24 protein-coding genes are annotated in these 23,469 nt (G+C 67.2%); 13 read left to right on the top strand and 11 right to left on the bottom strand.

The annotated features are described in order from the left end of the window. Nucleotides 1-82 precede the first annotated feature (82 nt). The gene (cysK, locus tag ACZZZD_RS13755) at nucleotides 83-1,063 is read right to left on the bottom strand and encodes a cysteine synthase A (RefSeq protein WP_463435721.1); all 981 of its coding nucleotides are present in this window, start codon (nucleotides 1,061-1,063) and stop codon (nucleotides 83-85) included. Nucleotides 1,064-1,165: 102 nt separating this feature from the next. Further along, nucleotides 1,166-1,648, bottom strand: coding sequence for an Lrp/AsnC family transcriptional regulator (locus ACZZZD_RS13750; protein WP_463435720.1), 483 nt, complete (start codon nucleotides 1,646-1,648; stop codon nucleotides 1,166-1,168). A gap of 84 nt (nucleotides 1,649-1,732) precedes the next feature. Between ACZZZD_RS13750 and ACZZZD_RS13745 the strand changes: the two genes are divergently transcribed. Beyond that, nucleotides 1,733-2,635, top strand: coding sequence for an EamA family transporter (locus ACZZZD_RS13745; RefSeq protein ID WP_463435719.1), 903 nt, complete (start codon nucleotides 1,733-1,735; stop codon nucleotides 2,633-2,635). 173 nt (nucleotides 2,636-2,808) lie between these two features. Here ACZZZD_RS13745 and ACZZZD_RS13740 read toward each other — a convergent pair whose 3' ends face one another. Then, nucleotides 2,809-4,302, bottom strand: a complete 1,494-nt coding sequence (locus ACZZZD_RS13740) for a methyl-accepting chemotaxis protein (RefSeq protein WP_463435718.1) — start codon at nucleotides 4,300-4,302, stop codon at nucleotides 2,809-2,811. Between the two features lie 194 nt (nucleotides 4,303-4,496). Between ACZZZD_RS13740 and fliI the strand changes: the two genes are divergently transcribed. The 4 genes from fliI to ACZZZD_RS13720 all read left to right on the top strand — a co-directional run bounded on the left by fliI (nucleotide 4,497) and on the right by ACZZZD_RS13720 (nucleotide 8,919). Further along, nucleotides 4,497-5,840, top strand: a complete 1,344-nt coding sequence (gene fliI / locus ACZZZD_RS13735) for a flagellar protein export ATPase FliI (RefSeq protein ID WP_463435717.1) — start codon at nucleotides 4,497-4,499, stop codon at nucleotides 5,838-5,840. Nucleotides 5,841-5,847: 7 nt separating this feature from the next. Continuing rightward, nucleotides 5,848-6,258: a flagellar export protein FliJ gene (locus ACZZZD_RS13730; RefSeq protein WP_463435716.1), complete on the top strand. Its 411-nt coding sequence runs from the start codon at nucleotides 5,848-5,850 to the stop codon at nucleotides 6,256-6,258. An 85-nt stretch (nucleotides 6,259-6,343) separates the two neighbouring features. After that, nucleotides 6,344-7,471: an endo-1,4-beta-xylanase gene (locus ACZZZD_RS13725; RefSeq protein WP_463435715.1), complete on the top strand. Its 1,128-nt coding sequence runs from the start codon at nucleotides 6,344-6,346 to the stop codon at nucleotides 7,469-7,471. 83 nt (nucleotides 7,472-7,554) lie between these two features. Beyond that, the gene (locus ACZZZD_RS13720; protein ID WP_463435714.1) at nucleotides 7,555-8,919 is read left to right on the top strand and encodes a serine hydrolase; all 1,365 of its coding nucleotides are present in this window, start codon (nucleotides 7,555-7,557) and stop codon (nucleotides 8,917-8,919) included. Between the two features lie 40 nt (nucleotides 8,920-8,959). Here the strand turns inward: ACZZZD_RS13720 and arr are convergent, their stop codons facing one another. Both arr and ctrA read right to left on the bottom strand, forming a co-directional pair. After that, entirely contained in the window at nucleotides 8,960-9,352 is a 393-nt protein-coding gene (gene arr, locus ACZZZD_RS13715) for an NAD(+)--rifampin ADP-ribosyltransferase (protein WP_463435713.1), read from the bottom strand. Nucleotides 9,353-9,513: 161 nt separating this feature from the next. Beyond that, nucleotides 9,514-10,215, bottom strand: coding sequence for a response regulator transcription factor CtrA (ctrA, locus tag ACZZZD_RS13710; protein ID WP_463435712.1), 702 nt, complete (start codon nucleotides 10,213-10,215; stop codon nucleotides 9,514-9,516). 382 nt (nucleotides 10,216-10,597) lie between these two features. Between ctrA and ACZZZD_RS13705 the strand changes: the two genes are divergently transcribed. The 4 genes from ACZZZD_RS13705 to ACZZZD_RS13690 all read left to right on the top strand — a co-directional run bounded on the left by ACZZZD_RS13705 (nucleotide 10,598) and on the right by ACZZZD_RS13690 (nucleotide 14,170). Further along, nucleotides 10,598-10,951: a chromosomal replication initiator DnaA gene (locus ACZZZD_RS13705; protein WP_463435711.1), complete on the top strand. Its 354-nt coding sequence runs from the start codon at nucleotides 10,598-10,600 to the stop codon at nucleotides 10,949-10,951. After that, on the top strand, nucleotides 10,948-11,670 hold the full coding sequence (locus ACZZZD_RS13700) for a DUF6456 domain-containing protein (protein ID WP_463435710.1): 723 nt from the start codon (nucleotides 10,948-10,950) through the stop codon (nucleotides 11,668-11,670). The genes ACZZZD_RS13705 and ACZZZD_RS13700 overlap by 4 nt, the downstream gene beginning before the upstream one ends. A 97-nt stretch (nucleotides 11,671-11,767) precedes the next feature. Beyond that, nucleotides 11,768-13,318, top strand: coding sequence for a serine hydrolase domain-containing protein (locus ACZZZD_RS13695; protein ID WP_463435709.1), 1,551 nt, complete (start codon nucleotides 11,768-11,770; stop codon nucleotides 13,316-13,318). Nucleotides 13,319-13,429: 111 nt separating this feature from the next. Further along, nucleotides 13,430-14,170 carry a hypothetical protein gene (locus ACZZZD_RS13690; RefSeq protein ID WP_463435708.1) on the top strand — a complete coding sequence of 247 codons (741 nt, stop codon included), beginning with the start codon at nucleotides 13,430-13,432 and terminating at the stop codon, nucleotides 14,168-14,170. Nucleotides 14,171-14,174: 4 nt separating this feature from the next. On the opposite strand, the gene ACZZZD_RS13685 is transcribed toward ACZZZD_RS13690, so the two are convergent. After that, a complete protein-coding gene (locus ACZZZD_RS13685) occupies nucleotides 14,175-14,843 on the bottom strand; it encodes a hypothetical protein (protein ID WP_463435707.1) in 669 nt (222 codons plus the stop codon). Nucleotides 14,844-14,904: 61 nt separating this feature from the next. Further along, nucleotides 14,905-15,351: a SufE family protein gene (locus ACZZZD_RS13680; protein ID WP_463435706.1), complete on the bottom strand. Its 447-nt coding sequence runs from the start codon at nucleotides 15,349-15,351 to the stop codon at nucleotides 14,905-14,907. A 161-nt stretch (nucleotides 15,352-15,512) separates the two neighbouring features. Here ACZZZD_RS13680 and ACZZZD_RS13675 point away from each other — a divergent pair, with 161 nt between their 5' ends. Then, complete coding sequence (locus ACZZZD_RS13675) at nucleotides 15,513-17,204, top strand: sensor histidine kinase (protein WP_463435705.1); 1,692 nt, start codon at nucleotides 15,513-15,515, stop codon at nucleotides 17,202-17,204. Between the two features lie 621 nt (nucleotides 17,205-17,825). Here ACZZZD_RS13675 and ACZZZD_RS13670 read toward each other — a convergent pair. After that, the gene (locus ACZZZD_RS13670; RefSeq protein WP_463435704.1) at nucleotides 17,826-18,686 is read right to left on the bottom strand and encodes a hypothetical protein; all 861 of its coding nucleotides are present in this window, start codon (nucleotides 18,684-18,686) and stop codon (nucleotides 17,826-17,828) included. A gap of 55 nt (nucleotides 18,687-18,741) precedes the next feature. Between ACZZZD_RS13670 and ACZZZD_RS13665 the strand changes: the two genes are divergently transcribed. Next, the gene (locus tag ACZZZD_RS13665) at nucleotides 18,742-19,071 is read left to right on the top strand and encodes a DUF1491 family protein (protein WP_463435703.1); all 330 of its coding nucleotides are present in this window, start codon (nucleotides 18,742-18,744) and stop codon (nucleotides 19,069-19,071) included. 6 nt (nucleotides 19,072-19,077) lie between these two features. Here ACZZZD_RS13665 and ACZZZD_RS13660 read toward each other — a convergent pair whose 3' ends face one another. Next, the gene (locus tag ACZZZD_RS13660) at nucleotides 19,078-19,482 is read right to left on the bottom strand and encodes a winged helix-turn-helix transcriptional regulator (protein ID WP_463435702.1); all 405 of its coding nucleotides are present in this window, start codon (nucleotides 19,480-19,482) and stop codon (nucleotides 19,078-19,080) included. A gap of 114 nt (nucleotides 19,483-19,596) precedes the next feature. On the opposite strand from ACZZZD_RS13660, the gene ACZZZD_RS13655 reads away from it, so the two are divergent. Beyond that, a complete protein-coding gene (locus ACZZZD_RS13655; RefSeq protein ID WP_463435701.1) occupies nucleotides 19,597-20,349 on the top strand; it encodes an SDR family oxidoreductase in 753 nt (250 codons plus the stop codon). A 7-nt stretch (nucleotides 20,350-20,356) separates the two neighbouring features. On the opposite strand, the gene ACZZZD_RS13650 is transcribed toward ACZZZD_RS13655, so the two are convergent. Further along, entirely contained in the window at nucleotides 20,357-20,758 is a 402-nt protein-coding gene (locus ACZZZD_RS13650) for a MerR family transcriptional regulator (protein WP_463435700.1), read from the bottom strand. 75 nt (nucleotides 20,759-20,833) lie between these two features. Here ACZZZD_RS13650 and ACZZZD_RS13645 point away from each other — a divergent pair, with 75 nt between their 5' ends. Further along, a complete protein-coding gene (locus ACZZZD_RS13645; protein ID WP_463435699.1) occupies nucleotides 20,834-21,577 on the top strand; it encodes a MauE/DoxX family redox-associated membrane protein in 744 nt (247 codons plus the stop codon). A gap of 21 nt (nucleotides 21,578-21,598) precedes the next feature. Here the strand turns inward: ACZZZD_RS13645 and lepA are convergent, their stop codons facing one another. Next, nucleotides 21,599-23,407: a translation elongation factor 4 gene (gene lepA / locus ACZZZD_RS13640; protein WP_463435698.1), complete on the bottom strand. Its 1,809-nt coding sequence runs from the start codon at nucleotides 23,405-23,407 to the stop codon at nucleotides 21,599-21,601. Nucleotides 23,408-23,469 lie beyond the last annotated feature (62 nt).

The raw sequence follows: 23,469 nt of genomic DNA, 5'->3' as shown, positions 1-23,469 counted from the left end.
ATCCATCGCGCGTCTGTCCGCATCCCAAGCGGAGCCGCACGCGCGTCCGATATCGAACACGCGGGCGGCCGAAAGGCTCCGCTTAAAGCCCTTCGAACAATGCCGTCGACAGGTAGCGTTCGGCGAAGGACGGGATGATGACCACGATGGTCTTGCCCGCATTCTCGTCCAGCGCTGCAAGCCTGAAGGCGGCGGTCAGGGCCGCGCCCGAGCTGATGCCGACGGGGATGCCTTCGACGCGCGCGGCCTTGCGGGCCATGTCGAAACTGTCGTCGTTGGAGACCTGTTCGACCCCATCCACCACCGACGGATCGTAGATGGCGGGCGTGAAGCCGGCGCCGATGCCCTGGATCTTGTGCGGGCCGGGCGCGCCGCCCGACAGCACCGGCGAGGCTTCCGGCTCAACGGCGATCATCTTCACCGACGCCTTTTTCGCCTTCAGCGCCTGCCCCACGCCCGAGATGGTGCCGCCGGTGCCGACGCCGGCGACGACGATGTCCACCGTCCCGTCCGTGTCGTTCCAGATTTCCTCGGCCGTCGTCACCCGGTGGATGGCGGGGTTGGCCAGGTTCTCGAACTGCGACGGGCTGACCGAGTTCGGCGTTGTCTCCAGCAGTTCCTGCGCGCGCGCAATCGCGCCCTTCATCCCCTTCTCGGCCGGGGTCAACTCAAGCTGCGCGCCCAGCAAAGCCAGCATCTTGCGTCGTTCGATCGACATGCTCTCGGGCATGACCAGAATCAGCTTCAGCCCCTTGGCCGCCGCCACGAAGGCCAGGGCGATGCCGGTGTTGCCGCTGGTCGGCTCGACCAGCAGCGTGTCCTGATTGATCTTGCCCGCCTCCTGCAACGCCTCCACCATGGCCACGCCGATCCGATCCTTGACCGAGGCGATGGGGTTGAAGAACTCCAGCTTGGCCAGCACCGTGGCCTTGGCGCCATATTCGGCCGACAGCCGCGGCAGGCGCACGATGGGCGTGTCGCCGATGGTGTCGACGATCGAGTCATAGACCTTGCCCCGGCCCTTCTTCAGGTGGCGGGATGCGTCGTAGCTGAAGTCGGTCATGGGGAAGTCTCCGTGAATTCTCGGTGTCGGCTAACAGATAGGCGACGGCGGCGATCCGCAAGGGGGTGCGGGCGAGCATTTCTGCTCGCGTCGATAGGGCGGCTAGCGTTCCAGCACCGCCCGTCCCGGGTCGAAGCCGACGACCTCGCGGATGACGATCATGCTCTTAAAGCCGCGCACGCCCTTTTCTGGGATAAGTTCGCGGATGCCGAAGGCCTCGTAGTCCTGCATCGAGCGGACGGCGACGGTCAGCAGATAGTCGGTCTCGCCCGTCACGTCCCAGCAGCCCTGCACCTCGGGGCTGGCCTTCATGGCGCGCTGGAAGGCGTCCATCACCTGACGGTCCTGGGTGTTCATTTCGACTTGAACATGCAGGACGATGCGCGGCTCGACGCGGGCCGGATCGATGACGGCGACATCGGCGGCGATGACGCCTTCCGCCCGCAGACGACGCAGGCGGCGCAGCACCGCCGATTCTGACAGGCCCACCGCCTCGGCCGTCACCCGCGCCGGCTCCAGATTGTTGCGCCGGACCCGCGCCAGAAGCTTATGGTCAAAATCGTCGAGAGTGACGAAATTCGTCATTGAGCAGCCTTTCGTGACGATTTCAGGCGCATTCAAGCGGAAAATCGCCGGGAAGCGCAAGCGGGATTCGGCTACTTATCGGTCATGACTTCCCTGGCCCTAAAACAGCACCTGACTTCCCCTCTGGCGATGCGTCTGATCCCCTATCTGGCGCTGTTCGCGGGCATGGTGACGTTGGCGAGCGGCACCTCCTTCGCCAAGACCCTGTTTCCGATCATCGGGGCGGAGGGGACATCGGCCTATCGCGTCGGGATTTCGGCCGTGCTGCTGGTGGCGGTGTTCCGGCCCTGGCGGTTCCGGCTGACCCGCGCCGACCTGGGCGCCATCGCCCTGTATGGCGTCGTGCTGGGGGCGATGAACCTCAGCTTCTACATGTCGCTGCGCACCATTCCGCTGGGCCTGGCCATCGCCATCGAGTTCATGGGGCCGCTGACCCTGGCGTTGATCCATTCGAGGAAGCTCATCCATTTCGTCTGCATCGGCTTCGCCGTGCTGGGCCTCGGTCTGCTGCTGCCGCTGAAGGCCGGCGCCGGGGCGCTGGATCCAGTCGGCATGGCCTTGGCCGCCTTCGCCGGCCTGTGCTGGGCGCTGTACATCGTCTTCGGCAAACGCCTGTCGCACATCCATGCGGGCCAGTCGGTGGCGCTGGGCATGACGGTCGCGGCGTTCGTCGTCGTGCCGTTCGGCGTGGCCCATGCGGGCGCGGCCCTGCTGAACCCGGCCATCATCCTGGCGGGCGTGGCGGTGGCGATCTTCTCAAGCGCCCTGCCCTATTCGCTGGAGATGGTCGCCCTGCGCAGCATCCCCAAACGCACCTTCGGCGTGGTGCTCAGCGCCGAGCCGGCGGTCGGGGCCGTCGCCGGCCTGCTGATCCTGCACGAGCACCTGACCGGCCAGCAATGGCTCGCCATCGCCGCCATCGTCGCCGCCTCGGTCGGGGCCATCGCCACGACGCGCGAACCGAAGGTGGGTCCGGAGCCGGTTTAGGCGCCCGCTCTCACACCGCTCACTCCCCACACCCTTACCGCCATCCTAGGGCTTGTCCCTAGGATCCAGAATCCCGGCATTCGAACGGGGCGCACACTGGGGACCCACCGGGAGTCTGGATTCTCGCCACAAGGGCGAGGATGACGGGAATGGAGGGGGGCGAAGGGCGCGCCCTAGAACTCTTCCCAGTCCTGTGTCGGCGCGGCGGTCGAGCCCCCGCCGGCATAGGCGCGGATGCGGGCGCGTTCGCGGGCCAGGGGGACGGGGCCGGAGCCCGACAGGTCGTGGACCCGCGTTTGAACCGGCGCCTCGCCCGTGTCGAACCGCTCGACCAGCTGGGCCAGTTGCTCGGTCTCGGTCTTCAGGCTCATGGCGGCCGCCGTGGTTTCCTCGACCATCGCCGCGTTCTGTTGAGTGACCTGATCCATCTGGTTCACGGCGCTGTTGACCTGGCTCAGGCCCGTCGCCTGTTCCTGGGCCGAGGCCGCGATCTCGCTGATCAGGGCGTCCATTTCCGCGACCTTGACCGCGATGGCCGACAGGGCAGACCCGGTCTCGTTGACCAGTTGCACCCCTTGCGCCACCTCCTGGCCCGAGGTGGTGATCAGGGTCTTGATCTGCTTCGCCGCCTCCGCCGAGCGCTGGGCCAGGGCGCGCACTTCGGACGCGACCACCGCAAAACCTCGCCCCGCCTCGCCCGCCCGCGCCGCCTCGACCCCGGCGTTAAGCGCCAGCAGATTGGTCTGGAAGGCGATCTCGTCGATCACCCCGATGATGTCGCTGATCTGGGTCGAGCTGCGCTTGATGCCGTCCATGGCGGCGATGGCCTGGCGCACCACATCGCCCGAGCGGTCGGCCTCGGCCCGTGCGCCCACCGCGGCCGATGACGCCTGTTTGGCGCCGTCCGCGCTGCGTTTCACTGTGGCGGTGATCTGATCCAGAGCCGCCGCCGTCTCTTCCAGGCTGGCGGCCTGCTGTTCGGTGCGGCGCGACAGGTCGTCGGACGCGCTGGAGATTTCGCCCACCCCGCCCCTCAGGCCCGCGACGGCTTGCAGCGCCTGGCCAAGGGTCTGGCGCAGGCTTTCGACGGCGGCGTTGTAATCATCGCGCACCCGGATATGGGCGCCCTGCACCGGCGCATCGATCCGCGCGGTCAGGTCGCCGGCCGACAACCGCGCCAGGGCGCCGGCCAGGGCTTCGACCAGCAGGTTCTGCGCCTGTTCCGCCTCGAGCCGCTGCGTCTCGCGGCGGGCGGCCTCCTGTTCCTCGGCCGTGATGTCGATGGCCAGTTTGATGACCTTGGTCGGCCGCCCGTCGGGACCGAACACCGGATTGTAGGAGGCCTGGAGCCAGACCTCGCGTCCGCCCTTGGCCAGACGCCTGAACTTGCGCGCCAGGAACTGCCCGGCGTTCAACTCGCGCCAGAAGGCGGCGTAGTCGGGCGAAGCGGCCTCGACCGGGTCCATGAACTGGCGGTGATGCGCGCCCCGGATCTCTTCCAGACTGTAGCCCATCGTGGTCAGCAGGTTCTGGTTGGCGTCGATGATGGTGCCGTCCAGGTTGAACTCGATCACCGCCTGCGACCGGCCGATGGCGACCATCTTGCCGTCCAGGTCGGCCAAGCGGTCGCGTGTCCGCAACTGTTCAAGGCGCCGTTTCGCAAACATGCCTCATCCCCCCTGCCCAGCGCGATACGCGTTGGGGTTGCATCATTAGCCCCCTAATTCGTTTCCGAAGTGTTTCGCACCTAAGCCCGTAAAAATACTTAGAAACTTGACCGTAAGCTCGCCCAAACCGCTCCGCTTCATCGGTCGTTAACCACGATGGCGCATCTCTGGACGCCTGTTCCTGGGGTCTGTTTTTGCGCAATCTCGTCGCCGCCGTCGAAGCGATCGATCCGCTGGTCGTGACCGGCAAGGTCGCGGGCGTGTCGGGCCTGCTGATCGAGTCGCGCGGCGGCCTGTCGCGCCTCGCCGTCGGCGCCCGCGCCGAGATCAGCCGACGCGGCCATTCCCCCCTACCGGCCGAGGTCGTCGGTTTCCGCGATTCCAAGGCCCTGCTGATGCCGTTCGGCCCGGTCGAGGGCGTGGCCCCCGGCGCCGACATCCGCATCATCGACCAGGCCGCCAGCGTGCGCCCGACCACCGCCTGGCTGGGCCGCATCATCGACGCCTTCGGCCAGCCCATCGACGGCAAGGGTCCATTGCCCCAGGGTCCTGCCCCCTACCCCTTGCGCGCCCCGCCCCCGCCCGCCCATTCGCGCGGCCGGGTGGGCGAGCGTCTGGACCTGGGCGTGCGGGCCATGGACGTCTTCACCACCACCTGCCGGGGCCAGCGCCTGGGCATCTTCGCCGGTTCGGGCGTGGGCAAGTCGGTGTTGCTGTCGATGCTGGCCAAACAGGCGACCTGCGACGCCGTCGTGGTCGGCCTGATCGGCGAACGCGGCCGCGAGGTGCGCGAGTTCGTGGAAGAGACCCTGGGCGAAGAGGGGCTGAAACGCGCCGTCGTCGTGGTCGCCACCTCGGACGAGCCGGCCCTGAAACGCCGCCAGTCGGCCTATATGACCATGGCCATCGCCGAATATCTGCGCGACCAGGACCTGGAGGTGCTGTGCCTGATGGACAGCGTCACCCGGTTTGCCATGGCCCAGCGCGAGATCGGTCTCGCCGCCGGCGAACCGCCGACGACCAAGGGCTATACCCCCACCGTCTTCACCGAACTGCCGAAGCTGCTGGAGCGGGCGGGGCCGGGTCCAGTCCGGCCCGACGGCACGACGGCGGCGCCCATCACCGCCCTGTTCACGGTGCTGGTGGACGGCGGCGATCATGACGAGCCGATCGCCGACGCCGTGCGCGGTATTCTGGACGGACACATCGTCATGGACCGCAAGATCGCCGAGCGCGGGCGCTTCCCCGCCATCGACGTGCTGAAGTCCGTCAGCCGCACCATGCCCGCCTGCCAGACCCCGCCCGAGCGCGAGTTGAACAAGCGCGCCCGCCAGTGCCTGTCGGCCTATGCGAACATGGAAGAGCTGATCAAGATCGGCGCCTATCGCACCGGCGCCGACCCCATCGTGGACCGCGCCATCGCGCTGAACCCCGCGCTGGAAGATTTCCTGGGACAGGACAAGGACGACCACACCCGTCTTTCCGATTCCTTTACCCGGCTAGAGGACATCCTCAATCAAGGCATGATCAGAGAGTGACGACGAAATGACCGCTTGGGCCCAATCCCTGATCCGCATCTCCAACTACGAGGTCGAGACGCTGCAGAAGCGCTTAGCCGAGATCACCGAACGCCGCGCCAACGCCGAGATCCGCATCGCCGTCCTGGACGCCGAGGCCGAGGGCGAACGCAACCGCGCCCGCATGGACGCCGAAGCCGGCATGATGCTGGGCGCCTATCTGAACGGCTGGAAGTCCCGCAAGGCGTCTGCCGAGGGCGACCTGACCGTGCTGGACGCCGAGGAAGCCGGCGCCCGCGACGCCCTGACCGGCGCCTTCGAAGAGCTGAAGAAGTTCGAACACGTCGCCGAGACCACCCGCCTCAGCCAGTTGGTCGCCATCGCCAAACGCGAAACCGCAGCCTTCGACGAACTGGGCCTGCGGAAACGTGCGGTCTGAATGACTACCCTTCTCCCCTCGAGGGAGAAGGTGGGCCCGAAGGGCTCGGATGAGGGGGCGCCGACCTCAAGATGAGAGATCAGGGATGACCACACAGCCCCCTCATCCGTCTCGCTCCGCGAGCCACCTTCTCCCCCGAGGGGAGAAGGGCTTCAGCCGCCGCACCGTCCTCGCCGCCCCCATCGCCCTCGCCGCCTGCGACCGCTTCGCCTCGGCCGAGCCGACGCCGCCGAACGTCCCCCCCTTGAAATCCATCTCGCCCGCCCCCTTCGGCACGGCGATCAAGGCGATGCAGATCGACGACCCCGACTGGGTCGCCCTCGCCCGCGCCAACGTCTCCCAGCTCACGCCCGAGTGGGAGATGAAGATGGAATACATCCTGGCCAATGGCCTGGACCATCCGAACTTCGACCGCACCGACCGCATCGCCGCCTTCGCCCAGGCCCAGGGCATGGCGATGCACGGCCACACCCTGATCTGGTACGCGCAGGGCAAGGAGGCCTTCGCGGACCTGGATAACGCCGCCTTCGACCGCGCCTTCGACGGTTATATCGCCACGGTCGCCGGTCGTTATCGCGGCAAGGTCCGCAGCTGGGACGTGGTCAACGAGCCGATCCTGGACGACGGTTCGGCCATGCGCGACTGCCACTGGAGCGCCCGTTACGGTCAGGACGGCTATATCCTGCGCGCCTTCGAAAAGGCCCGGATCGCGGATCCCGAGGCGGTCCTGTTCCTGAACGAATACAATCAGGAAAGCGTGCCGGCCAAGGGCGCGCAGTTCCTGAAACTGGTCGAGCGCCTGCTGAAGGCTGGCTGCCCGCTACAGGGGCTGGGCCTGCAGTCCCACCTGTGGATCGACATCCCCGAAGGCGTCATCGCCGCCTATATGCGCGAGGTCGCCCAGTTCGGCCTGCCGATCCATGTCTCCGAACTGGACTGCACCCTGCGCACCGAGAACCGGCTGGATATGCGCAGCCAGGCCGACCGCCTCGCCGCCCAGGGCGCGCGCGTCACCGAACTGGCCTCGGCCTTCGCGGCCCTGCCCAGGGCCCAGCAGTTCGCCTTCACCGTCTGGGGCCTGCGCGACACCGACAGCTGGTATCGTCAGGGCGACAAGGATGACGGCCGGGACAAGCCCCTGCCCTTCGACAGCTTCGGCCGCCCCAATCCGATGGCGGCGGCCCTGGCGGCGGGGTTCAAGACCCCGGCGTGAAGAAATCCGCCAGGCCTGCATCCAGAACATCCGCTCGACGCCTCTTTCTGAAAGCGTCACGGTGACGCTCCAGGAGACCGCCCTTGCCCCAGTTCCTTCCCGCCCGTCGTCGCAGCGCGGTCCTGCTGGTCGCCTTCAGCGCGCTGGCGTTTGCGGTCGGCCCCGTCGCGGCCCAGGACGTGGCTCGCATGGATCAGGTGGTCCGCGCCTCCAGCGAGGCCGACGCCTTTTCCGGCGCCGTCCTGATCGCGCGCGATGGGCGCATCCTGCTGGATCAGGGCTACGGCCTGGCCAATCGCGAATGGAACATCCCCAACGACGGCGACACCAAATTCCGGCTCGGCTCGCTGACCAAACAGTTCACCGCCGTCGCGATCATGATCCTGAACCAGCAGGGCAAGGTCGATCTGGATGCGCCGATCAAGACCTGGCTGCCCCAGGCGCCGGCCGCCTGGGAAGCAATGACGGTGCGCCATCTGCTCAGCCACACGGCGGGCGTCCCCAACTTCACCGCCTTCGACGACTATGAGGCGTTGAAGACGCAGCCAGCGACCACGGCCGAGCTGATCGCCCGGTTCATCGGACGGCCGCTGGACTTCGCGCCCGGCGCACGTTTCGCCTATTCCAACTCGGGCTACATCCTGTTGAGCGCCATCATCGAGGCGGCGAGCGGCCAAAGCTACGCCGACTTCGTCACCGCCAATCTGTTCGCCCCCCTGGGCATGACCGACAGCGGCTATGATCGCCACGGTGCCATCCTGCCCCGTCGCGCCTCCGGCTATGCGCCGAGCGCCGACGGCGTCGTCAACGCCGACTATGTGGACATGAGCATTCCGACCGGGGCCGGCGCCCTGTATTCGACCACCCACGACCTGCTGAAATGGGAGCAGGGCCTGTTCGGCGGCCGGGTGCTTAACCCCCAGTCGATGACCGCCCTGACCACCCCCGTCCACAACGACTACGCCATGGGTCTGCTGGTCACCCAGACCGACGGCAAAAAGCTGGTCTGGCACAATGGCGCCATCGAGGGCTTCAACACCTATATGGCCTATGATCCGGGCGACCGAACCGCCGTCATCGTCCTGGGCAATCTGAACGGCGAGGCGCCGGACAAGCTGGGCGCCGCCCTGGTCACCCTGGCGCGCGGCGGAACCGTCACCCTGGCCAGCGAGCGCAAGGCCGTCGCGCTCTCGCCCCAGGCGTTGCAGGCTTACGAAGGCGTCTACGCCCTGTCGCCGACCTTCGCCCTGACCGTCTCGGACGTGGACGGCAAGCTGATGGCCCAGGCCACGGGACAGCCGGCCTTCGAACTGATGGCGGAGGCCGAGGACGCTTTCTTCCTCATCTCCGTCGACGCCCAGATCACCTTCACCCGCGACACGGCCGGCGCCGTCGACGGGCTGGTCCTGCACCAGGGCGGCCGCAATATGCCGGCCAAGAGGCAGTAAGGATCGGAGGATGCGCCGGCGTTCGCGCGCCGACGCCGTCTCAGTCGATGGCCTCGACCCCCTCGGCCTTCGTCTTCGCGACCATGGCCCGCATGGCAGCCAGCTGTTCGGCCGGATGACCCTGCCAGCCGACCACCTCGCCCACGATCCGCAAGGGATCGCGCGAGCGGTAGGACTGGGTCGGGTTGCCGGGGAATTTCTTGTCGGTCAGATTGGGGTCGTCGATGATCTCGCCGGTCGGGACGACGACATAGAGGCGCTCGCGCCCCTCGCCTTGCGCCAGCTCTGCGCCCCAGATCGCAGCCTCCAGCGTTCCTGCCAGATAGACCCACGGGTTCGTTTTGCCGGCCCCGAAGTTGGAGGCGTAACCGGCGGCGATCAGGTCGCCCGTCTTCAGATCGGCCTTCGTGCCGTGAAAATAGCCGCGTTCCATGGGTCGCCCTCCAGTGTTTCAGGGCTTCGCATGATGCGCAGAAAAACCCGCCTGCCCATTCTTGAACGCAGAAATATCGTCGCCAGTTTAGTGCAGAGGCCGAAACGCAAAACGCCCGCCGTCGCCGGCGGGCGTTTCGAAATCGGCGGATCGAAGACCGATCAGGCGGCGACGGTGACGATGCCCTCGGACGGATCGCGCAGCACATAGCCGCGGCCCCAGACGGTTTCGATGTAGTGTTTGCCGTCGGCGGCGGTGGCCAGCTTCTTGCGCAGCTTGCAGATGAAGACGTCGATGATCTTCAGCTCGGGCTCGTCCATGCCGCCGTACAGGTGGTTCAGGAACATTTCCTTGGTCAGGGTCGTGCCCTTGCGGAGCGAGAGCAGCTCCAGCATCTGGTATTCCTTGCCCGTCAGGTGGACGCGGTGACCGTTCACCTCGACCGTCTTGGCGTCCAGGTTCACGGCGATCTCGCCGGTGTGGATGATCGCCTGGGCGTGACCCTTGGAGCGACGGACCACGGCGTGGGTGCGCGCGATCAGCTCGTCCTTGTGGAAGGGCTTGGTCATGTAGTCGTCGGCGCCGCCGCCGAAGGTCTTGACCTTGGTCTCGATCTCGTGGCTGCCCGACAGGATCATGACCGGGGTGTTGACCTTGCCGACGCGCAGCTGGCGCAGGACTTCCAGGCCGCTCATGTCCGGCAGGTTCAGGTCGAGAAGAATGAGATCGTAGTCATAGATCTTGCCCAGATCGATGCCTTCTTCGCCCAGGTCCGTCGTATAGACGTTGAAGCCTTCCGACTTCAGCATCAGTTCGATGCTTTGGGCGGTTGCGTGATCGTCTTCAATCAACAGGACGCGCATACGTGCCCCTCCAGGCAAAAGCTTTGCGGTAACCACCCTGACAAACGTCCGGGTAACCTTGTTCGCAAGTTAAGACGTGAAAACCTTAAGAAGGGTTAACGCCATCCGATTGAGTCGAATCTAGGCTGATTTGCGAATCGCCGTCGAGTGGCCGGAGTCAACGATTCGAAATTTATTAACCATGTTGCGCCGGCCGACGCCCCGCAGGCTGGTCGCCTCTCCCCCTCCATCAGCCGACATCGACCACATCGTCGCCGGCACAACCTCAAGGCGGGCAAGGCGTCACGTCCGGTTTTGACGTGCAGTAGGACTTTATTCCTATCTCAAGGTCGGCGGCCCTCTATGCTGTCGTCATCGATTTCGAGAGCGGGAGGGTTTCGCCATGGAGGACTACAGGGTGCCGGTCAGCGAGGAGGACCGGGTCAAGGCGGGCCTGGCCATCCATCTGGTCGCGGCGCGCACGGGCGCGCAGCCATCGCAGATGATCGGCGGGGGCCGCATGAACCCGCGCACCGCCCGCCCCCGCTGGCTGGCCATGTATCTGTCGCACGTCGCCTTCGGCTGGACGCTGGAGCGGGTCAGCCACGTCTTCGGCGTCAATCGCGCCAGCGTCGGGACCGCCTGCCGCTGGGTCGAGGACGAGCGCGAGCGGCGTCCCGTTGACGACCTGCTGAACGAGCTGGAGACCTGTATCCAGGGCCTGTACCAGACCCCGCGCCTGGACCTGGTCCAATGAGCCGGCTGCTGGAACGCGCGCGCGGCCTGATGGCCCGCCCCGGCGCCTGGCTGGGCGCCGACGGCCCGGGGAGTGGAGGCGTCTATGCGCTGCGCCTGTCGGCGGATCGCCGCAGCCGCATCAGCCTGACCCTGACCGAGGCCGAGTTCCGCGCCCTGGTCGACCAGCCGGGTCTGCGCGCCAGACCGGGCGGCGGCTGGATCGCGCGAACGACGGCGGACGAAACCGCGCCCCCTCCTCCCGGCCGCCCCGGCTTCGTCGCGGGCGAGCGCGACCTGATCCAGGCCGACGGCCGGCTGGTGCGCCACCGCGCCAACCTGGGCGAAAGCCCCATCGCCTGGCTGGCGCGGCGCAAGGACGCCTCGGGCCGTCCCTGGCTGAGCGCAGCCGAGGCCGCCGCCGGCGAGCGGCTGCGTCGCGAGGCGGAACAGGCGATGAAGGGACCGTCGGTCACGATGCGCTGGGACGCCCTACCCCACACCGGCGGCGGGTCCGCCGCCCGGATGGAACCGACCGACCGCGCCCTGTCGGCCGCTCGCCGGGTCGAGGGCGCGCTCGCCGCCGTCGGCCCCCGCCTGCGCCCCATCCTGACCCGCATCTGCATCCACGGCGACAGCCTCCAGCTGGCGGAAACCGGCCTGGGCCTGCGCCGCCGCCAGGGCAAGACGGTGCTGAAACAGGCGCTGCAGGCGCTGGCGGATCATTACGGGATCGGGTGATTTGAGACGAAGTGCACAGATTGCACCCTGTTTTTGCGCCGCGCCGCATCCGACCCAACGACCGAGAGCCTCTTGGCGGCGAAGGGGAGTTTTCGTCATGACCGCTGATCGCCGCGCGTGGTCCACCGCACCCAACCGCCGCCGCCTGCTCGCGGGCGCGTTTTCCGCGTCGATCCTGGGCGGCTCGACGCTGCACGCCGGCCGCGCCATGGCCCGTCCGGCCGGTTCGCGTCAAGGCGCGGCCGAGGACATCGACCGTTTCGTCGGCAAGGCGATGCGGCGGGTGGGAACCGCGCCGGGTCTGGCACTGACGGTCGTGGACGCTGACGGCATGGTGATCGCCGGCGGTCATGGCGTCGCCGATGTCCGCACCGGGCTACGGGTGGACGCCGACACCGCCTTCTATATCGCCTCGGCCACCAAGTCCTTCACCGCCCTGGCGATCGCGAAGATGGCGGTTCGGGGCGAGGTCGTTCTGGACGCGCCGCTGGCGGACTGGATCGGCGATACGCCCCTGCCCGCCGACATCGCCGCCGCCGTGACCCTGTCCGACCTGCTCAGCCATCGGTCAGGCGTGGACAATGATCCCATCGCCTTCCGCGCCGCCTATTCCGGAGACCATTCCCCAGCCTTGATGCAGACCTTGCTGGCCCGCACGGCCGCGCGGACGGATGCGCCGCAGGGCGTGTTCGGCTATTCCAACGCCGGCTACAATCTGGCCACCACCCTGCTGGAACGCCGCTTCGGCCGCGACTGGCGACTGATGGTGCGCGACGAGGTCCTGATCCCGGCGGGGATGATGCAGACCACCGCCTGGATCTCGGATGCGCGCAAACGGGGGGCGATGACGGTTGGGCATTTTGCGGATCGGCCGGGCGCCCCCGTCGTCAGCCCGCTCCAGAAGGCGGATCAGACCATGCAGTCGGCGGGCGGCCTGGTGTCCACCGCGAACGACATGGCCCGATGGCTGGCGATCCAGATCGGCGGCCCAGACCCGACGACGGCCTTCGGGCCGGCCCTCGTCACCTCGACCCACCGGCCGCTGGTCGTCCAGGACGCCCAATTCGGCCCCTACCGCCGCGATGGCTACGGCTTAGGCTGGCAGACTGGCTGGTATGGCGACGACCGGCTGATCCACCATTTCGGCAACTTCGCCGGATCCCGCGCCCACGTCTCCTTCATGCCGGATCGCCGCATCGGGGTGGCGGTCCTGGTCAACGAGGATCTATTCGGGGGCGACATCGCCGACGTGATCGCCAACTACGCCTATGACCGGCTCAAGGACCGCTCCGATCTGGAAGCGGCCTATGACGCCGAACTGGACGCCCTCGTCGCGCGTCGCGACGGTCGACGCCAGGCCGTGGCGCGGGCAAAGGCCGAACGCGCGGCGCGCCCTTGGTCCCTGTCGCGTCCGATGCATACCTATGTCGGAACCTATGAAAGCGAAGCCTTGGGCGTCATGCGGATCGGCCTCGACGCCGGTCGCCCCACCGCCGCCATCGGCGTCCTGTCCGCCACAGCCGACCCGATGGGCGAACCGGACGCGCTGCGGGTCGAACTCGTGCCGTTCCAGGGCCAGACGATCCAGTTCGACACGCCCGACAGCCTGACGTTCGATGGTGAAACCTTCCGGCGCGCGTCCCTGTGAATGGGCGCCAGTTGCACCCGAAAAATCGCTTCTTAAGCGTAACTAGGATTTTCGAAACCAATAGGGCTGTGGCATCGTTCCTCCATTGTCCTGACACATAGAGATCTCCCCATGTCCCGCCCCCTGGCCTGCGCCCTGTCCACCCTGATGCTGGCGACCGCGCTGCCGGCGGCGGCCCAGACGCCCTCGGCGCTCAGAGACTTGGTCGGCGCACGCGCCGGTCAGGCCGAGGGGGAACTGAACAGTCGCGGCTATGAGGCTACGGATCGGTCCGAGGTCGTCGGCGACGGCCGCATGACCTATTGGCGCAACGGGAACGACTGCGTGTCGATCATGACGCGCGATGGCCGCTACGCCTCGATCAATCAGGCGGGCCGTAGCGAGTGCGGCTCGGGCGGCTCGAACAGCTCAAATGCGACGGCCATCGCGGCAGGGGTCGCCATCGTAGGCCTGGCCGCCGCCATCGCCGCCCACAACAGCCACCACCGCGACGCCGATGGCGATCACGACCGGGAATATCAGCGTGGCTACGAGGCCGCCCTGCACGGCGCGGACTATGACGCCAACCACGAGACCGAGGGCTATCACGAAGGCTTCCTGGCCGGCGAAGACGAGGGCCAGAACCGCCGCCACGCCAACAGCGGCTGGATGCAGAACGCGCCCTATGCGGCGCGCCAGGCCTGCTCGCGTCGCGCCGACGAGTTCCAGAACCGCCCCTATGGCTCCAGCGTGCCGATCGGCGTGCGTGACCTGGGGCGGGGCGATTTCGAGCTGACGATGGCGACGGGATCGTACCGCTCGCGCTGCACCGTCTCTGCCTCGGGCGACGTGCGCTCGATGGATCCCTTCTGAGGCCTCAGATCAGGGTGATCGGGGTCAGGATCGCGAACAGATAGATCACCGCCCGGGCGGCGGCCCAGACCGCAATGGCGGCGCCCTTGCGCATGGAGACGTTCAGCCGCCGCGCGAACCAGTGCGCCTGGACGAACAGGAACCAGGCGGCGCCGCCCAGCATGATGGCGGCGCCCAAGGCGTTGGAAACCTCCGGCCTCTGGAAGACGATGTTGCCGGTCGATGTGAAGGCGGCGCAGACGGCCGCCAGATAGCATTGCGCATAGAAGGGCGCGCGCAAAGTCTCGCGGCTGATCCGCTTCTTCTGGTGGCGCAGCAGGGTCACGGCGGCGACCAAGGGGATCAGGCTGAAGGCCAGGGAGCGGAACAGGACCAGGTTCTGCTGCGACGCAAACAGGGTTCTGGTCACCGTTGAAGTTTCGGGCGGCGGCGGCACGTGCAGGGCCAGAGAGAGCAGATTGGCCAGGACGATGGTGGCCAGCAGGAACAGCGGCGGGCTGAGCGCGTCGTCGTAACGATGCTCCTCGCTGTCGCCCTGCTCGCGGTCCGAATAGTCCATCGCCGCCAGCGGCCCGCGCACGATCCGCCACAGGGTCAGGGGATAAAAGACCAGCCAGCTGACCGCTTCGAAGAGAAACTCCTCGAAACTGCGCAGGATCTTCAGCAGGTCCATTCCGCGTCCCTTGTCCAAACCGCCGCGATGGTGGGTCGTCAGGCCGTCGGTGGCAAGGCCGTTACGCCAGCGCGGCTTCGCGGATACGCCCGACCATGCTGTTCAGACCATTGGCGCGCTGACGCGTCAGGGCCGACGGCAGGCCCAGCCGATCCAGCGCCGCGCGGGCGTCGAAGGCCAGGATCTCGGCCGGGGTGCGCCCGGAATAGAGTTTGAGCAGCAGGGCGATATTGCCCTTGGACAGGGCGCTGTCGCTGTCGGCCGCGAACCACAGCCGCCCGTCCGCCGGCGTCGTCGCCAGCCAGACCTGGGCCGCGCACCCCGGCACCTTGTTGGCCTCGATCCGCCCGGCGTCATCCAGCGGGGCCAGCCCCTTGCCCAGTTCGATCACATATTCGATCCGCTGTTCCCAATCGCCCAGCAGGTCGAAGTCCTCGGCCAGTTCGGCCAGGGTCTGGTCAATGCTTTCGGTCGGGGGCGTCTCGGTCGTAGGGGTGCGCGCGCTCATGGCCCGCCAGATAGGCCGCCGGGCCGTTAACGACAACCGGCCGTTTTGTCCCCCGATATTCATGGTGAACGCCGCGATGGGGTTCGCCTTACGGGGGAGCGGCCTCGCTCCAACTCAAGGCGGGGACTAGTCTGGATGCAGATAGAACAACGGCCTGCTGCTTGAAAACCGACGCTGACCCCAGACCCCAGGACGACCGACGCCCCCACGAGCAAAGTGGCGCGCCTCTGGTCGCCCTGTGGCACGCCATCTGGGCCGTGGCGATCAGCCTGACGGCCCTAGCGGCCCAGATGCTGGACGGGTTGAAGGACGCGCCTCTGGCGGCCCTGCTGATCATGGCCTTCCCCGGCATCTTCGGCGTGGTGCTGATGGTGCGCGACACCGCAAGCCTGCGGTTCGCGACCATGGCCGGCTGGCTGCTGGCCGCGACCGCCTCGGCCGGGCTGACGGGCGGCGCGACCGGGGCCTTGCCGGGGCTGATCCTCATGCCTCTGGCCGCCGGGATCGCCCTCGATCATGGCACGACAGGCGCCGACCGACTGACACGGCTGGGCGCCTTCGCGGTCATCCTGCCGCTGCTGTCGGGCCTGATCTCGACCTGGCTGAACGGGCCGGAGGCGCAAGCCCCGCTGCTGGCGACTGTGTCCGGCCTGCTGGCCATGGGCGCCATCATCGCCGCCATGCGCCTGACCTGGAGCGAGCGCCAGCGGCGTTTAGCCGACGCCGAGGACGAGGCCGCCCGCATCGCCGCCCTGCTGGAAGACCAGCCGGCCCTGACCCTGTTGCTCGATCCGTCCGGCCGGGCCGTGGCGACCTGGGGCAATCCGCCGCCCGCCCTGTCAGTGCTGGCGCTCAGCGAACAGGGCCTGATCTCGGCCGTCCATGCGCCCGACCGCCCGGCCGTGTCCGCCGCGCTTGCCCGCGCCCTGTCGGGCCAACAGGTCGAGGTCCAGTTCACCCCGCGCATCGCCCTGGACCGGCGCGTGGTCATGATCCTGGGGCCGTTCCACAACGACGGCGACCGGCCCCGCCTGATCGCCCAGGCCTTCGACGGCACGGCCCAGTTCGCCCGCGAGCTGGGGCTGGAGACCGCCCGCGTCGAGGCCGAGGCCCAGTCCGCCGGCAAGACCCGCTTCCTGGCGAACATGAGCCACGAGCTGCGCACCCCCCTGAACGCCGTGATCGGGTTCGCCGACATCATGCGCCAGAAGCTGTTCGGCCCCCTGCCCGAACGCTACGCCGGATACGCCGACGCCATCCACCAGGCGGGCGGCCACCTGCTGGACCTGATCAACGACGTGCTGGACCTGTCCAAGATCGAGGCCGAACGCTACCAGCTGGTCATGGAGGCCTTCGACGCCCGCGACGCCGTGTCCGCCGCCGTCGCCCTGGTCCGGCTCCAGGCCGACGACAAGGGCGTGGACCTCGCCGCCGTCCTGCCGTCCGAGCCGGTCAAGGTCCGGGCCGACGCCCGCGCCCTGAAGCAAATGGCGCTGAACCTGCTGTCCAATGCGGTCAAGTTCACCCCCGCCGGCGGATCGGTCACCATCACCCTGGACGCGGACGGCGCCGACCTGGACCTCGCCGTGTCCGACACCGGCGTCGGCATCGCGCCGCAAGACCTCAAACGCCTGGGCCGTCCCTTCGAACAGGCCGGCGGCGCCGACCAGAAGGCCCAGGGCACCGGCCTGGGTCTGTCCCTGGTCCGCTCCCTGACCGAACTGCACGGCGGCCGCATGACCATCGACAGTACACTGGGCGAAGGCGCAGCGGTGATGATCCGGTTGCCGGTAATGGTGGTGGAAGCAGGCGAGGTTGTCTCCGAAGCGACACCGGCTACAGTCGAGGCCTAGACGGCCCCGAGACCTCGCTTTTCATCCGACTTTATCCAGCGTTTGACATCGTTCGATGAAGGTATTCGCTAGGTCGCTCGGCGGGGGCGGATATCGGGTCGCTCCGCTGCCATCAGCATAGACTTCGCTAACTTCGAACCACGGCCCGCGAAGCAACTGACGAAGCTGGGTTTCCGATGGATGCAGGACATAATGCGCCGACTTACCGTAGTGCCCATGTTCCCATATCGGCTCAGCTAAGAGCGACAAATCCCGGCTTCGAAGCCCAAACATCGGCATCAAATGCGGAGGTGCGCCTACATCGGTGGCAAATCTGTAGGCGTCGCCCCATACCTGCAAACTTCCGTCAGCTTCGCATGACAGCAACACTTCAACGTCAGGGACTCTCGGGTAAAGACTGTCTCTCTCGGCGATCACCAGAGTTGGCGTATCCGCCCAAGTCGCGGGCGCTAGATCCCAAGCGTAGGTGCGATCGAAGTCCTTTTGAACAAAAACCATCACAGCCGGTCGTGACGGCTCTTCTCCTGAACAGGCTGAGGCCAAAGCGACGACGGCGGCGACTGACAACACTTGGCGCATGAGCAGAAAGATGCACGTCAGACGAATGTCGACAACCGAAACCTAAACCTGCCCCATCGCCAGGAATGCCCGGCCCGCCGCAAAATCCCCGGCCTCGAAGGTGGAGCGGGCGATGCTGCCGTCGCGGAACAGGAATTCGACGGTGAAGACCTCGCGCGGGTCCAGCGCCGACAGGGCGTCGGCGGCCCCGGCGGGAAACAGCCAGGCCTGACCGGCCGGGCGACCTTCGGACAGCAGCATGGCGTCGGCGCTGGTCACCCCGGCGGCCCAGAAGGCGCGACGCTGCGCCACCGGCGGCAGGTCGTGCGCCAGCCACGGACGCGGCGCCACCGTGTGGTCGCGCATCACCACCCGCACCCCGGTCGGACGCGACCGACCCTGCCAGGAGACGACGGCCGCCAGTTGATCCGGCCGGTCCATGCCGCCCACCACCCCGAACCGCACGGGCGAAGCGCCGGTCACGGTCGCCTGCATCAGCCGCCAAGTCGGGCGGGCATAGGCGGCGCGGTCCGCGCTCCAGCGCCGGCGCTCGCCGGGAAACTCCATCTTGGTCACGCGCGACCAGCCGGAAAAGGCGGTCTGGACCCGGCCGCTGACCGTCTTCAAATCGGCCGAACCGCACGGCGTCGATCCCGCCCGCGCCCGCGCCCGCTGCGCCGTCTCGGCCAACTGCCGGTCGTTGGCGCCCGCACGCAGAGCCGCGCCCCGCGCCTGATAGGCGGCGGCGGTCAGGGCGGCGGTCAGCTGCGGTTCGAACAGGCCGCAGCGGTCGTTGGCGGCCAGCACGAAGCTGCGCTCATAGAACCGGTCCTGCGGCGCGGCGAACGCGACCACGGGGGTCGCGGCGATCAGCACGGCCGATATCAGGGCTTGGGTCCGCCGGGGGGAAAGGCCTATCCTCATGCCGCCACCCTAGCCCGCCAGGGTTGGGGTTCCGTGTTCGAGCAGGGTTAGCGAATTGCTTCTTTCCAGCGACCTGTGGGTCAGCGCCCTGATCCGCCGCGCCCAGATCGAGGGCGCATACGCCACCGTGATCAAGAAGGGCGACGACCGCGCCGGCTCGGTCATCGTCAAGGCCTACGACACCTCGACCCGCACCGCGCGCCTGTTCACCGAGGCCTTCGGAACCGACGGCGACCGCCTGTGGATCCAGCCGGTGACAAACGAAAGTGAAAGCGAACTGGACGCCTACATCGCCAGACAGCGCGGGTATGACCCGGACCTGTGGGTCGTCGAGATCGAGGACAAGCAAGGCCGGCACTTCATCACGGAGAAGGTGCAGGGATGAGCGGGATTATTTACCTCGCCCATCGAACTCGGCCCGCGCCGTCTCGATGCGGTCGATGTTCCTTTCGGCCCAGGTCCAGACGCCGCAGAAGGCTTCGGCCAGGGTGACGCCCAGGTCCGTCAGGCGGTATTCGACCTTGGGCGGGATGACCGGATGGACGGTGCGGATCACCAGGCCGTCGCGCTCCATCTGACGCAGGGTCTGGGTCAGCATCTTCTGGCTGATGCCGCCGACCAGCTCGCCGACGCGGGTGAAGCGCTGTTCGCCGTGTTCGGCCAGGACCTCCAGGATCAGCATGGTCCACTTGTCCGCCACCCGGCCGATCACGTCGTTGACCAGGGCCTCGACGCGCGGATCGGCGTATTCGCCTGTCTCGGGGTGGGCGATTCTTGCGGGGGGAACGGCCGTCATGTCCAAATCTTTCGCTCGGGTAAGTATGGCGGCTTTCGGTGCCTACTTTCCAATGGAGAGCGTCAGGCATACCTCGTCTGACGCAACGACGCACCCCCGTCAGGAGAGACACCCATGAACATCACCGGCAACACCATACTGATCACCGGCGGCGGCTCCGGCATCGGCCGCGCCCTGGCCGATGCGCTGCATGCGCGCGGGAACCAAGTGATCGTCACCGGCCGCCGCGAGGCCGCGCTGAAGGCGGTGGTCGAGGCCAATCCGGGCATGGCCTGGGCCGCGCTGGACGTCGCCGATCCGGCCGCGATCCGCGCCTTCGCCACCCAGGTCGTGCGCGATCACCCCGCCCTGAACGTGGTCATCAACAACGCCGGCATCATGCTGACCGAAGACCTGAGGGCCGAACCGTTCGATCTGGACGTGGTGGAGACGACCATCACGACGAACCTTCTGGGCCCGATCCGCCTGACGGCGGCGCTTCTGCCGCATCTGCGGGCGCAAAACGCGTCCACGGTGATCACCGTAACCTCCGGCCTGGCCTTCATCCCGCTGGCGGCGACCCCGACCTATAACGCCACCAAGGCGGCGATCCATTCCTGGACCCAGTCCCTGCGGCATCAGCTGGCCGACACCTCGGTCGAGGTGCTGGAACTAGCCCCACCCGCCGTCGCCACCGACCTGATGCCGGGCCATGCGGAGAACCCCAACTCCATGCCGCTGGCCGACTATACCGCCGAGGTGATCGGCCTGATCGAACGCGGCGACACCCCGCGCGGCGAGATCCTGGTCGAACGGGTCAAGCCGCTGCGGTTTGCGGAGGCGAACGGTTATGAGGCGATGTTCGAGCGTCTGAACGGCGCGCACTGAGGCGGCGTCATCCCTCCTCGAACGCCGTCAGAATCGGGCAAGGACCGGTTCTGGCGGCGCCGCATCGCTGGGCCAGCGTCTGCAAGGACGCGCGCGCCTTTTGAAGCTCGGCGATCTTGGCGTCCAGGTCGGCGATCCGCGCCTGGGCCAGGTCTCTGGCCCGCTCGTGATCGTAACCGGCGTCCAGCGCCAACAGTTCGCCGATCTGCTCCAGGGTGAAGCCTGCGCCCTGGGCGGTGCGGATGAAGCGCAGGCGTCGCACGTCGGTCTTGTCGTAGCGACGAACCCCGCCAGCCCCGTCCGGCGTAGGCATCAGGCCGCGTCGTTGGTAGTAGCGCACCGTCTCGACGCCGACGCCCCCGGCGCGCGCCAGGCCGGCGATCGTCCAGTTCTCGACAGTCGTGATCATCCCTTGACTCCGTACCATGGTCCGCACCCCAGATAGGGTCGGTCGCGTTGTACGCAAAGCCGAAGGAGCGCCGTCATGGCCGCCGAAAAGACCGCCGTCCTCTATCGCATGGTGATGGAAAAACACGTCTGCCCCTGGGGACTTCGGGCGAAACATCTGCTGAAGAGCCAGGGCTATGTCGTCGACGACCGCTGGCTGACCACGCGCGAAGAGACCGACGCCTTCAAGGCCGAACACGGGGTGAAGACCACGCCCCAGACCTTCGTCGAAGACGCAAGGATCGGCGGCTATGACGACCTGCGGCGCTTCCTGGGCAAGCCCGTCAGGGATCCGAACCGCAAGACCTATACGCCCGTGCTTGTCGTCTTCGCGGTCGCAGCGCTGATGGCCGTCGCCGCCAGTTACGCCGCTGGGACGCTGCTGACGATGCGGACGCCCGAGTGGTTCATCGCCTTCTCCATGTGCGCCCTGGCGATGCTGAAGCTGCGGGATCTGGACGGGTTCGCCACCATGTTCCTGGGGTATGACGTGCTGGCGCGGCGCTGGGTCCCTTATGCCTACGTCTATCCGTTCGTGGAGTTGGGCGCGGGCGTGCTGATGGTCGCGGGGGTGCTGACGTGGCTATCTGCGCCTGCGGCCGCCTTCGTCGGGCTGATCGGCGGCTGGTCGGTGTTCAAGGCCGTCTATATCCAGAAGCGCGAGCTGAAGTGCGCCTGCGTCGGCGGCGACAGCAACGTGCCGCTGGGCTTCCTGTCCCTGACCGAGAACGTGATGATGGTCCTGATGGCCGTCTGGATGGCCTGGATGGCCTGGGCCTGAAATCAACGCGATGGACGAGGATCAATCGTCGTCCATCTTCAGGGCGGCGATGAAGGCTTCCTGCGGGATTTCGACCTTGCCGAACTGGCGCATCTTCTTCTTGCCGGCCTTCTGCTTCTCCAGCAGCTTCTTCTTGCGGGTGGCGTCGCCGCCGTAGCATTTCGAGGTCACGTCCTTACGCAGGGCGCGCACGGTCTCGCGGGCGATGATCTTGCCGCCGATGGCCGCCTGGATCGGGATGACGAACAGGTGGGGCGGGATCAGTTCCTTCATCTTCTCGACCATGCCCCGGCCGCGCGTCTCGGCGCGGGCGCGGTGGACCAGCATGGACAGGGCGTCGACCGGCTCGGCGTTGACCAGGATGTTCATCTTGACCAGGTCGCCGACCTTGTACTCGGTGATCTCGTAGTCGAACGAGGCGTAGCCCTTCGAGATCGACTTCAGCCGGTCGTAGAAGTCAAACACGACCTCGTTCAGCGGCAGCTCATAGACCACCATGGCGCGGCTGCCGACGTAGGACAGTTCGATCTGCTGGCCGCGGCGGTCCTGACACAGCTTGATCACGCTGCCGAGATACTCGTCGGGGGTCAGGATGGTGGCCTTGATCCACGGCTCGGAGATGGTCTCGATCTGCATCACGTCGGGCAGATCGGCCGGATTGTGCAGGTCCAGCTCGGACCCGTCGCGCAGGCCGATCTTGTAGACCACCGACGGCGCCGTCGCGATCAGGTCGAGGTTGAACTCGCGGCTCAAGCGCTCCTGGATGATCTCCAGGTGCAACAGGCCCAGGAAGCCGCAGCGGAAGCCGAAGCCCAGGGCGGCGCTCGATTCCATCTCGTAGGTGAAGGAGGCGTCGTTCAGGCGCAGCTTGCCGATGGCGGCGCGCAGGTCCTCGAAATCGGCGGCGTCCACCGGGAACAGGCCGCAGAAGACCACCGACTGGACTTCCTTGAAGCCTCGCAGCGGTTCGGCGGTCGGCTTCTTCTCGTCGGTGATGGTGTCGCCGACGGCGGCGTGGGCGACTTCCTTGATCTGGGCGGTGATGAAGCCGACCTCGCCGGGGCCGAGCTGATCGACCGGGGTGTTCTTGGGCAGGAAGACGCCGACGCGGTCGATCAAATGGGTCGAGCCGTTGCGCATCATCTTGACCCGCATGCCGGTCTTCAGCACGCCGTCGAAGACGCGCACCAGTACGACGACGCCCAGATAGGGATCGTACCAGGCGTCCACCAGCATGGCCTTCAGCGGCGCATTGGCGTCGCCCTTGGGCGCCGGCAGTTTGGTGACGATGGCTTCCAGCACGTCCTCGATGCCGATGCCGGACTTGGCGCTGCACAGGACGGCTTCGGAGGCGTCGATGCCGATCACGTCCTCGATCTGGGCGCGGACCCGCTCGGGCTCGGCGGCCGGCAGATCGACCTTGTTCAGGACGGGGACGATCTCGTGATTGTTGTCGATGGCCTGGTAGACGTTGGCCAGGGTCTGGGCCTCGACCCCTTGCGAGGCGTCCACGACAAGCAGCGAGCCTTCGCAGGCGGCCAGCGAGCGGCTGACCTCATAGGCGAAGTCCACGTGGCCGGGCGTGTCCATCAGGTTCAGGACATAGTCCTGCCCGTCCTTGGCCTTGTAGTTCAGGCGCACGGTCTGCGCCTTGATGGTGATGCCCCGTTCCTTCTCGATGTCCATGTTGTCGAGCACCTGCTCGGACATCTCGCGCGCAGTCAGGCCGCCGGTGTATTGGATCAGTCGGTCGGACAGGGTCGACTTGCCATGGTCGATGTGCGCGACCACGCTGAAGTTCCGAATGTTCGAGATAGGGGGAGTCGTCATCCGCGCGCCCCTATCACGCGTAGAGGGCGGGGACCAGCCGCACGGCCCATCCAGCCCGCGCC

This window comes from Brevundimonas sp. AC546, from assembly GCF_979258305.1.
Note: the sequence above shows the minus strand (reverse complement) of the source record. Positions and strands in the feature narration are given on the sequence as shown.

Excerpts from the sequence above, each read along its gene's own strand:
- cysK (WP_463435721.1), bottom strand. The coding sequence starts at position 1,063 with ATGACCGACTTCAGCTACGACGCATCCCGCCACCTGAAGAAGGGCCGG.
- ACZZZD_RS13750 (WP_463435720.1), bottom strand. The coding sequence starts at position 1,648 with ATGACGAATTTCGTCACTCTCGACGATTTTGACCATAAGCTTCTGGCG.
- ACZZZD_RS13745 (WP_463435719.1), top strand. The coding sequence starts at position 1,733 with ATGACTTCCCTGGCCCTAAAACAGCACCTGACTTCCCCTCTGGCGATG.
- ACZZZD_RS13740 (WP_463435718.1), bottom strand. The coding sequence starts at position 4,302 with ATGTTTGCGAAACGGCGCCTTGAACAGTTGCGGACACGCGACCGCTTG.
- ACZZZD_RS13730 (WP_463435716.1), top strand. The coding sequence starts at position 5,848 with ATGACCGCTTGGGCCCAATCCCTGATCCGCATCTCCAACTACGAGGTC.
- ACZZZD_RS13725 (WP_463435715.1), top strand. The coding sequence starts at position 6,344 with ATGACCACACAGCCCCCTCATCCGTCTCGCTCCGCGAGCCACCTTCTC.
- arr (WP_463435713.1), bottom strand. The coding sequence starts at position 9,352 with ATGGAACGCGGCTATTTTCACGGCACGAAGGCCGATCTGAAGACGGGC.
- ctrA (WP_463435712.1), bottom strand. The coding sequence starts at position 10,215 with ATGCGCGTCCTGTTGATTGAAGACGATCACGCAACCGCCCAAAGCATC.
- ACZZZD_RS13705 (WP_463435711.1), top strand. The coding sequence starts at position 10,598 with ATGGAGGACTACAGGGTGCCGGTCAGCGAGGAGGACCGGGTCAAGGCG.
- ACZZZD_RS13700 (WP_463435710.1), top strand. The coding sequence starts at position 10,948 with ATGAGCCGGCTGCTGGAACGCGCGCGCGGCCTGATGGCCCGCCCCGGC.
- ACZZZD_RS13695 (WP_463435709.1), top strand. The coding sequence starts at position 11,768 with ATGACCGCTGATCGCCGCGCGTGGTCCACCGCACCCAACCGCCGCCGC.
- ACZZZD_RS13690 (WP_463435708.1), top strand. The coding sequence starts at position 13,430 with ATGTCCCGCCCCCTGGCCTGCGCCCTGTCCACCCTGATGCTGGCGACC.
- ACZZZD_RS13685 (WP_463435707.1), bottom strand. The coding sequence starts at position 14,843 with ATGGACCTGCTGAAGATCCTGCGCAGTTTCGAGGAGTTTCTCTTCGAA.
- ACZZZD_RS13680 (WP_463435706.1), bottom strand. The coding sequence starts at position 15,351 with ATGAGCGCGCGCACCCCTACGACCGAGACGCCCCCGACCGAAAGCATT.
- ACZZZD_RS13670 (WP_463435704.1), bottom strand. The coding sequence starts at position 18,686 with ATGAGGATAGGCCTTTCCCCCCGGCGGACCCAAGCCCTGATATCGGCC.
- ACZZZD_RS13660 (WP_463435702.1), bottom strand. The coding sequence starts at position 19,482 with ATGACGGCCGTTCCCCCCGCAAGAATCGCCCACCCCGAGACAGGCGAA.
- ACZZZD_RS13655 (WP_463435701.1), top strand. The coding sequence starts at position 19,597 with ATGAACATCACCGGCAACACCATACTGATCACCGGCGGCGGCTCCGGC.
- ACZZZD_RS13650 (WP_463435700.1), bottom strand. The coding sequence starts at position 20,758 with ATGATCACGACTGTCGAGAACTGGACGATCGCCGGCCTGGCGCGCGCC.
- ACZZZD_RS13645 (WP_463435699.1), top strand. The coding sequence starts at position 20,834 with ATGGCCGCCGAAAAGACCGCCGTCCTCTATCGCATGGTGATGGAAAAA.
- lepA (WP_463435698.1), bottom strand. The coding sequence starts at position 23,407 with ATGACGACTCCCCCTATCTCGAACATTCGGAACTTCAGCGTGGTCGCG.